Here is an 8,162-nt window from a genome sequence, read left to right on the forward strand (position 1 = left end):
TTACACAATATAAGGAAAGAATAACGAGATGGCGAAAATAGCCCTACTAATAGGAGTTAGCGAGTATGAGCCTGGTCTTACCCCGTTACCAGCAGCGACAAAAGATGTTGAAGCCATGCAGCAAGTTTTGGAAAACCCAGACATTGGCGGTTTTGATGAGGTCAAAGTGCTGGTAAATCCTCCACGACAAGAAATGGAAGAAGCCATCGAAATGTTGTTTGATGATCGTCAAAAAGATGACCTCTTGCTGCTGTTTTTCTCTGGTCATGGCATTAAAGATGAAGAGGGTAATCTTTACTTTGCTACTCACAACACTCGTAAAAATTTACTACAGTCTACAACAGTATCGGCTAAAGTTGTCCATCAAGTCATGAAGAATAGCCGCTCTAAACGCGAGGTGGTGATTCTTGATTGTTGCTTTAGTGGTGCGTTTGCTGAGGGGTGGTTAGTGAGAGATGATGGTTTTGTAGATATCAAAAATCAATTGGGTGGAGAAGGGCGGGCTGTTCTCACTTCTTCAACTTCAACCCAATATTCTTTTGAAGAAGAAGGGGCAGATACCTCAATTTACACTCGCTACATAGTTGAAGGGCTGGAAACTGGTGCAGCAGACAAGGATGAAGATGGTTGGATTTCCGTTGATGAATTGCATGAGTACGCCACCAAAGCAGTACAGGAAGCTACTCCAGCTATGAAACCAGAAATATATGCGATTAAAGAAGGCTATAAAATCAACCTTGCTAAAGCACCTATTGATGATCCTAAGCTCAAATATCATCTAGAAGTTGATAATTGGGTAAAGCGTGGTAACGGTAAAATTCCTCTTGCTGGTCGCATTATATTGGACGACTTACAAACTCAATTAAAATTAGTATCTGAGGATGCTGCTGCAATTGAAACTTTGGTTTTAGAACCTATACAAGTATATAAAAGGAAATTGCAGCAATATGAGCAGGTTTTACTTAACGAGATTGAACATGATTTTCCTCTTAGTGACGAAGCTCGTGCTAATCTAAAACGTGTTCAGCAAGCGTTAGGACTTAGAGATGAAGATATAGCTTTAATCGAAGCTCCGATAATTGCCAAACAGTCTCTAATCGAATCTAAGGGAGTTGTTGATCCTTTACCTGGACTAATCAAGGTTAAATACTTTATAGGAATATTGAGTCTAGGAATTATTAGTTTTGCGGTAGCATGGTATATTAAGCCGGATAAAGAATGTCCTCCATGTAAGTTACCTCCAATAAAAATTACCAACCAATTTGCACAAGTTCACAATGTACCTAAAGGAAAATTTAACTACGGTGGCAGCACTTCCTGGAGTTTTATGTACCCAAAGCTAGAATCAGAAATTAAAAAGACTCATCCTCAATTTGAGATCAACATAATAAAGGACTTAGTACAAGGTTCTGGAATAGGTATTGAGAAGTTAATAGATGGTGAACTGGATTTTGCTCTATCATCTCGTGATGTTTCCTCTGAGGAGAAAGACGAAGCTGGAAAAAAGCGTTTTAGTCTTAAAGCAATTCCGGTTGTTAAAAGTGGTGTAGCAGTAGCCGTTAACCCCAAATTAGAGATCAATTCTCTGACCAAAGACCAAGTAAGTGAAATCTTTAGTGGAAAGATTGACAATTGGAGACAGGCTGGTGCTCCAGCAGATATCCCAATTAAGCTTTATATACGTAGTAGGAATTCAGCAAGCACTCATGAGTTCAGAAAAACTTTAAACATCGTAAGTTTTGGTCAAAATATTAACTATGTTGATACAACTAATGAAGGACTCCGAGAAATCACTAAAGAACCTGGGGGAATCTTTGTAGGACCTATCTCAAATATAGTGCCACAGTGTGGAGTTAAGACTTTACCTATTATTAATAAGGGTAAAACTTTCTATCCATACCAGCAACAAAACTTCGTGTCACCTGCTGAATGTGGACCTGGCAAGCGTAATCCAGTCAACATAGAAGCGATTGACAGTGATGAATATCCATTCCCTGTTCGTTTTTACGTGGTGGTTAAGGAAAATGGTCAAAAAGAACAGCAAGCTGGTGAAGCGTATGCAAATCTACTTCAGACAGAACAAGGTAAAAACATGATAAGACAGCTTCAAGAAACTGGAGGTCTTGACAAAAATAAATAGTTGCTAATGCTTCACTTTGCTGAATCTTTGTGCAAAGTATCTATTAAGCAATTACAATTTTTCAGTTAATGGTGCAACAGGAAAAATTCAGTTTTCAAAATCAGGCGATCGCATAAACAATAGCATCTTCTTAATCAAAGTTCAACAAAAACCTGGAACTGATAAATACGAGTTTGTGCCAATTCCTTAATTTTACAACTTTACTAAATAGCGATTACAAATTATCCTTAACCCAACTCCTAAAACTATCTTTCTTTATAATATGACCATTCACCGCACAATTGGTATTTCCGCTAAAATCAACATCTAAGAACCGTTAAACAGGAGAAACCAGGCGTGCCTACACTCGGTGTTAATATTGACCACATTGCTACCATTCGCCAAGCACGGCGCACAGTAGAACCAGATCCCATAGCAGCGGCAATTCTCGCAGAATTAGCAGGTGCAGATGGAATCACTGCCCATTTGCGCGAAGATAGAAGACATATTCAAGATAGAGACGTGCGACTATTGCGGGAAACGGTGAGAACCCATTTAAACCTAGAAATGGCAGCAACAGCAGAAATGTTAGCCATAGCCCTAGATATCAAACCCGATTATGTTACCTTAGTACCGGAAAAGCGGGAAGAAGTAACAACAGAAGGTGGTTTAAATATTGTCGGACAAATTGCTAGAATAGGAGAGATAGTTGATAAGTTGCAAAATGCTGGCATTCCCGTAAGTTTGTTTATTGATGCCGAACCACCACAAATTGAGGCATCTGTCAAGGTAAAAGCCAAATTTATTGAACTACATACAGGACAATATGCGGAAGCCAAAGACGAAACAACTCGCCAAAAAGAACTAGCTTTATTAGCCCAAGGCTGTGAACAAGCCATTAAAGCAGGTTTACGGGTGAATGCAGGTCATGGACTCACATACTGGAACGTTTACCCCATTGCTGCAATTCCAGGCATGGAAGAACTCAACATCGGTCATACTATCATTAGTCGGGCAGCTTTAGTAGGTATCGAAAGAGCAGTTCGAGAAATGAAAGAAGCAATGTCACTTCGTTCCAATTAAAAATTAATAAATTAAAAATTAAAAAGGGTTTCTTCTTTTTTAATTTTTAATTCTCAATTTTGAATTTCTTCCAGAGGGGTTATAGCTGTGTAATTCCAGAAAATTAGAGTCACATTTGGAAACTTCAACCTACTATGAATTCTCAACAGTCTAACAACTTGCCCCTATGGGTACAAGATAGAGACAAGGTAATTGCAGCCAGCACTGATGCTCAATGGCGCAATCAAAAACCCCCTGACTATAGCCGTTCTCAGCAAAACCTAGCAAAAGAGAGTATCCACCATCATCTCGAAGGTACACTAGAAGCTATAGTTGAAAATCTGGTGAGAACCTTTGAAATGGAAGTGTCATGGAAAACTAACCCCGAACAGTGGTTATCTATCGTCAATGACAAATTCCGGGTAACAAGCAATGGTGGTCAAGAATACACCGCTGCCGAATTAGGTAAATCAGGTACTTATAATTTATTTATGGCTGATTCTGAACATTACAAAGCTTCAGAGGAAAGTTTTGAATCATCCCATGATATCTTTCATAGTACCTTTCCTCAAGGATTTCCCTGGGAAGTATTGGCGGTTTATTCTGGTCCTCCCAGTGTTACATTTAAATGGCGACACTGGGGACATTTTCAGGGTAAGTATAAAGGTTATGCACCCACAGGGAAAACAGTAGAAATTATCGGTATGAGTATTGCTCAAGTTACCGACGATTTAAAAATTGTTTCCTTAGAACACTATTTTGATAATGCCCTATTTTTAGAAAGCCTGACAGCAGGTGGCAAACTAGAAAATAGTGAAAATAAGAGCGGTGGTTGTCCTTTTGGTTCTTGGTTTAAGGGATTGAAGAAAAGTTAATCGCTCAGGGTACAGATTCAACACTACGCCCTAAAATTATAGCAGATCCCCGACTTCTTCTTTCATGATGTTAATAAATGATGAATTAATACTAGAAGTCGGGGATATTACCACAGTAACCTAAAATTATAGATTAGTCAGCAAGCAAAGAAAATGCAAACATACTATTACGTTTTGGCCAGTCAACACTTTCTTATGGAACAAGAACCGATAGACGAAGTTCTCAAAGAACGGACTCGTAACTATCATGAACAAGAAAAAGAAATTGATTTTTGGTTAGTTAAGCAACCCGCTTTTTTAGAAACACCAAAAATGGCAGGTATTAAAAAGAAATGTCCCCAACCTGCGGCAGCCATTATTTCCACCAATTCGCAATTTATAACTTGGCTAAAACTGCGGTTAGAGTATGTGATTACTGGAGAATTCTCCGCCCCTAGCGACACTATACCAAATCCATTAGCATCCCTTACCACAGCTTCTTAATAGGGAACAGAGAACGGGGAACGGGTAATATATAAGAATTTCACCTCTTCCCCAATTACCAATTACCAATTACCAATTTATGCAAATATTAACAATCTTACCAAGTGCCTTATTACTAGCAGTTACTCCCTTAATTAGCAATATTAATCCTGTTATTGCTCAACAAAATCTTACTAATTGTCAACCACCAAATGCGGGAGAATATTTATTATTAGTAGTAAGTCCCACAACTGAAAATCAAAAGCAGTTGCGTAGTGCATTACCGACTGAATTAAAAACAGTTATTTGCAAATATAATAATCAAACAGTAACGCGAATTGGTGGGTTTAAAAATATTGATGATGCCAATCGCTGGGCAAGGTATATTCAGAATATAGTTGGTTTATCTGCCATTATTACCACTCGCGCTACCCAACAAGCACCTCAACAAGCACCTCAACAAGCACCTCAACAAGTGCCACAAACAACTCCAAAAGTACCAAATTCAAAAATCACCTATAACCCCAAAATATTAGGGGAAGGTTATGCAATTCTGGTTGATTATTTTAACCGTCCAGAAATGGTTAGTAGCCTGCAAAAATCCGTAGGAGGTGATGTAGGTTTTGTCTCCTATGGACAACGCCCTTACTTGTTGGCAGTTTATACTACCAACCAAAAAGAAGCATACAATACGTTACAAAAACTCAGCGAAAGCGGATTTGTAGCCATATTAGCAGATGGTCGGAAAGTAGTTTTACTGCGCTCAACCGTCCGTTAAGAGTTAAGTAGGTGAACTGAAAAATTTAAAGGTATGTGAAGAAAAGTAAAATCGCCCAAAACTCTCTTCCTGTTCCCAGTTAAGAGTTCCCTGTCAACCTACTTAGTTAACAACTGACAACTGACCACTGACGACTGACAACGAACAACTGACTAATAAACAGCCCGTGCTAACCAAGAAATAGCTACACCTAAAACTGAACCAGCGATAACTTGAACTGGTGTATGTCCTAATAATTCCTTGAGACGGTCTTGAAAAAAGTCCGGTTTTTCATGGAATAATTCATCAATCATTTGATTGAGGATTTTTGCTTGCTTACCAGCAGCTTGACGTACTCCAGCGGCATCATACATAACGATGATAGCAAAAACTGTAGCTAGAGCAAATTCTGGAGATGCCCAACCTAAAGTTTGGCCAACGCCGTCTGCTAGGGCTGTTACTAGGGCTGAATGGGCGCTGGGCATACCTCCAGTAGTCACTAAAACACGCACATTTAATTTGCGATGTTTAATTAGCTCAACGATAAGCTTTAATCCTTGAGCTACAAAACAAGCTACAAGCGCAACCAGCAGCACCCGGTTGTTAACAATTTCGCCTATGTCCTGCATGGTATTTTGGTGAAGTTAGTAAGTGTAAGCAGTGATTGTATGGAGGAAAAACGGCAGTAGAAGCCAAAATTTAGTTAAAATCCACAATTGGGCTTAGTTATTGCGGCTGATGATAAAGTGAGCGAGCGCTTGCAAAGGAATGGCTTTTTCACCATAGGATGCTAATTCAGTACAAGCTTGAGCAACTAAATGTTGAGCTTTAGCGCGAGATTCTTCAATTCCCCACAGACTAGGATAGGTGACTTTCTGGGCTGTGAGATCCTTACCAGCGGTTTTACCTAACTGCTCTTGGGTAGCAGTGATATCCAGAATATCATCAATGATTTGGAAAGCCAGACCGATATTTTGAGAATAACGAGTTAATTTTTGCACATCTTCGGCAGATGCACCAGCAATAATTCCCCCACAAACTACACAAGCTTCTAACAAAGCTGCGGTTTTATGATTATGAATAAAATTCAGGGTTTCTAAGGAAATATCTGACTTACCTTCCGATTCCAAATCTACCACTTGACCACCGACTAAGCCAGCCGCACCCAAGGCTTTACCCAGGCGAATGATGACTTGTAAAACTCTATCCCTAGGTACATTTGTAGGAGTTTGGGCGGCTACGTGTTCAAAAGCTAAAGCCAATAAACCATCTCCTGCCAAAATAGCCACATCTTCACCATAAACTTTATGATTTGTGAGTTTACCGCGACGATAATCATCATTATCCATGGCGGGTAAATCATCATGAATCAATGACATGGTATGAATCATTTCTACAGCACAGGCTGTAGGCATGGCCATTTCTATTGTGCCACCAATCATGTCAGCAGTCGCAAGACAGAGAATAGGACGAACTCGTTTACCTCCAGCTAAGAGAGAATAGCGCATGGCTTCATAAATCTTTTCTGGATAAACGACGGTAATGGAATTATCCAAAGCTTGTTCGCAAAGCTGTTGTCGTTGTTTGAGATAGGTAGCGAGGTTAAAACTAGCCGACTCTGATTTTTTTGGGGTTTCCAATCTTTTATCCGTTGCTACCATGCTTTGTATTCCTCTTGACTGTTTAAAATATTGGGCTGTTTGTGATCTGTTTACCAATTTTACGGGGCTTTGGGGCGGAAACACTCACGGTTTTGGTGAGGAATCATGAATATTCATAAAAATTATTTCTCAGTTGCCTGTGGTTTGTAAATAGCTAGAAACAGTATTTTGCAATAACATAGCCACTGTCATTGGACCGATACCACCAGGAACAGGAGTAATATATTCTGCCACATTAGCGATCGCTTCAAACTGAACATCACCAACTAACCGACTTTTACCATTGCTATCTGTCACCCGATTTATTCCCACATCTACCACAACTGCGCCCGGTTTTACCATCTGGGCATTAATCATTCCCGGAATCCCGGTGGCAGCAATGAGAATATCAGCATCTTTGGTAATATCTTGTAAATCCTGGGTTTTGGAATGGGCAATTGTGACTGTGGCATTAGCTGCTAATAACATCAAAGCCATCGGTTTCCCTACTAAAATACTCCGTCCTACGACTACGGCTTTTTTGCCCTGTAAAGGAATTCTATATTCTGCTAACAATCGCATCACACCGGCAGGAGTACAACTTCGTAAACCGGTTTCACCTCGTACCAGTCTTCCTAAGTTCACAGGGTGGAGTCCGTCAGCGTCTTTATCCGGGGCAATTTGATGTAATAGACTGACAGCATCTAAATGATTGGGAAGGGGTAGCTGGACTAAAATCCCATCTACTTGATCATCTGCGTTGAGTTGGGCAATTACTTCCTCTAGTTCGGTTTGGCTGGTTTCGGTAGGAAAGTGTTTACCAAAAGAGGTAATTCCGACTTTGGCACAGGATTTTTCTTTGTTGCGAACATAAGCGGCTGATGCGGGGTTATCTCCCACCATTAATACCGCTAATCCAGGCGATCGCCCAATTTTACTTTGTAATTTGCTAATTGTCTCACTAAGTTCTTGCTGAATTTTATCGGCTAATGCTTTACCATCAAGGATTTTCGCAGTTTGTATATTCATAAACAAGGGAACAGGGAACGGGGAACAGGGAAGAGTTTTTTATTTTCATCTGCATCCTGGTCTTTTGTTTCTTCATTTTCTCATAAGACCTCGCGGTAAGTGGGAAACGAGCGTGGCTTTAGCCCTGAGAGGGAAGCGACACGAGGGATTTTAATCCCTGTGGTATGCTAGAATGAAATCGTGAGTAAGAACAATAAACATCTACGTGTTGAAACATC

8 protein-coding genes are annotated in these 8,162 nt (G+C 40.0%); 5 read left to right on the plus strand and 3 right to left on the minus strand.

Annotated elements, in window-relative coordinates; all coding sequences use genetic code 11:
* Window positions 1–28 precede the first annotated feature (28 nt).
* From AN490_RS08540 to AN490_RS08560, 5 genes are all read left to right on the plus strand, one after another.
* Complete coding sequence (locus tag AN490_RS08540) at window positions 29–2,140, plus strand: substrate-binding domain-containing protein (RefSeq protein WP_300001763.1); 2,112 nt, start codon at window positions 29–31, stop codon at window positions 2,138–2,140.
* A gap of 336 nt (window positions 2,141–2,476) precedes the next feature.
* Window positions 2,477–3,202: a pyridoxine 5'-phosphate synthase gene (locus tag AN490_RS08545; protein ID WP_271836437.1), complete on the plus strand. Its 726-nt coding sequence runs from the start codon at window positions 2,477–2,479 to the stop codon at window positions 3,200–3,202.
* Window positions 3,203–3,336: 134 nt separating this feature from the next.
* On the plus strand, window positions 3,337–4,056 hold the full coding sequence (locus AN490_RS08550) for an ester cyclase (RefSeq protein ID WP_300001770.1): 720 nt from the start codon (window positions 3,337–3,339) through the stop codon (window positions 4,054–4,056).
* A gap of 153 nt (window positions 4,057–4,209) precedes the next feature.
* Window positions 4,210–4,539 (plus strand): MgPME-cyclase complex family protein, encoded by a 330-nt coding sequence (locus tag AN490_RS08555; protein ID WP_053538323.1) that lies wholly within the window; start codon window positions 4,210–4,212, stop codon window positions 4,537–4,539.
* A gap of 79 nt (window positions 4,540–4,618) precedes the next feature.
* The gene (locus AN490_RS08560) at window positions 4,619–5,296 is read left to right on the plus strand and encodes a hypothetical protein (RefSeq protein ID WP_300001776.1); all 678 of its coding nucleotides are present in this window, start codon (window positions 4,619–4,621) and stop codon (window positions 5,294–5,296) included.
* A 152-nt stretch (window positions 5,297–5,448) separates the two neighbouring features.
* Here AN490_RS08560 and AN490_RS08565 read toward each other — a convergent pair whose 3' ends face one another.
* The 3 genes from AN490_RS08565 to folD form a co-directional block, all read right to left on the minus strand.
* Window positions 5,449–5,904 carry a divergent PAP2 family protein gene (locus AN490_RS08565; protein ID WP_300001779.1) on the minus strand — a complete coding sequence of 152 codons (456 nt, stop codon included), beginning with the start codon at window positions 5,902–5,904 and terminating at the stop codon, window positions 5,449–5,451.
* A gap of 93 nt (window positions 5,905–5,997) precedes the next feature.
* Complete coding sequence (gene crtE / locus AN490_RS08570) at window positions 5,998–6,936, minus strand: geranylgeranyl diphosphate synthase CrtE (RefSeq protein ID WP_300001782.1); 939 nt, start codon at window positions 6,934–6,936, stop codon at window positions 5,998–6,000.
* Window positions 6,937–7,065: 129 nt separating this feature from the next.
* Window positions 7,066–7,944: a bifunctional methylenetetrahydrofolate dehydrogenase/methenyltetrahydrofolate cyclohydrolase FolD gene (gene folD, locus AN490_RS08575; protein WP_300001785.1), complete on the minus strand. Its 879-nt coding sequence runs from the start codon at window positions 7,942–7,944 to the stop codon at window positions 7,066–7,068.
* Window positions 7,945–8,162 lie beyond the last annotated feature (218 nt).

It is taken from the genome of Anabaena sp. AL09 (genome assembly GCF_001672255.1).
GTDB classification, from domain to species: Bacteria; Cyanobacteriota; Cyanobacteriia; order Cyanobacteriales; family Nostocaceae; genus Dolichospermum; species Dolichospermum lemmermannii.

What these genes read in the sequence shown, in the direction of transcription:
- AN490_RS08540 (WP_300001763.1), top strand. Translation starts at nt 29, where the DNA reads ATGGCGAAAATAGCCCTACTAATAGGAGTTAGCGAGTATGAGCCTGGT.
- AN490_RS08550 (WP_300001770.1), top strand. Translation starts at nt 3,337, where the DNA reads ATGAATTCTCAACAGTCTAACAACTTGCCCCTATGGGTACAAGATAGA.
- AN490_RS08555 (WP_053538323.1), top strand. Translation starts at nt 4,210, where the DNA reads ATGCAAACATACTATTACGTTTTGGCCAGTCAACACTTTCTTATGGAA.
- AN490_RS08560 (WP_300001776.1), top strand. Translation starts at nt 4,619, where the DNA reads ATGCAAATATTAACAATCTTACCAAGTGCCTTATTACTAGCAGTTACT.
- AN490_RS08565 (WP_300001779.1), bottom strand. Translation starts at nt 5,904, where the DNA reads ATGCAGGACATAGGCGAAATTGTTAACAACCGGGTGCTGCTGGTTGCG.
- crtE (WP_300001782.1), bottom strand. Translation starts at nt 6,936, where the DNA reads ATGGTAGCAACGGATAAAAGATTGGAAACCCCAAAAAAATCAGAGTCG.
- folD (WP_300001785.1), bottom strand. Translation starts at nt 7,944, where the DNA reads ATGAATATACAAACTGCGAAAATCCTTGATGGTAAAGCATTAGCCGAT.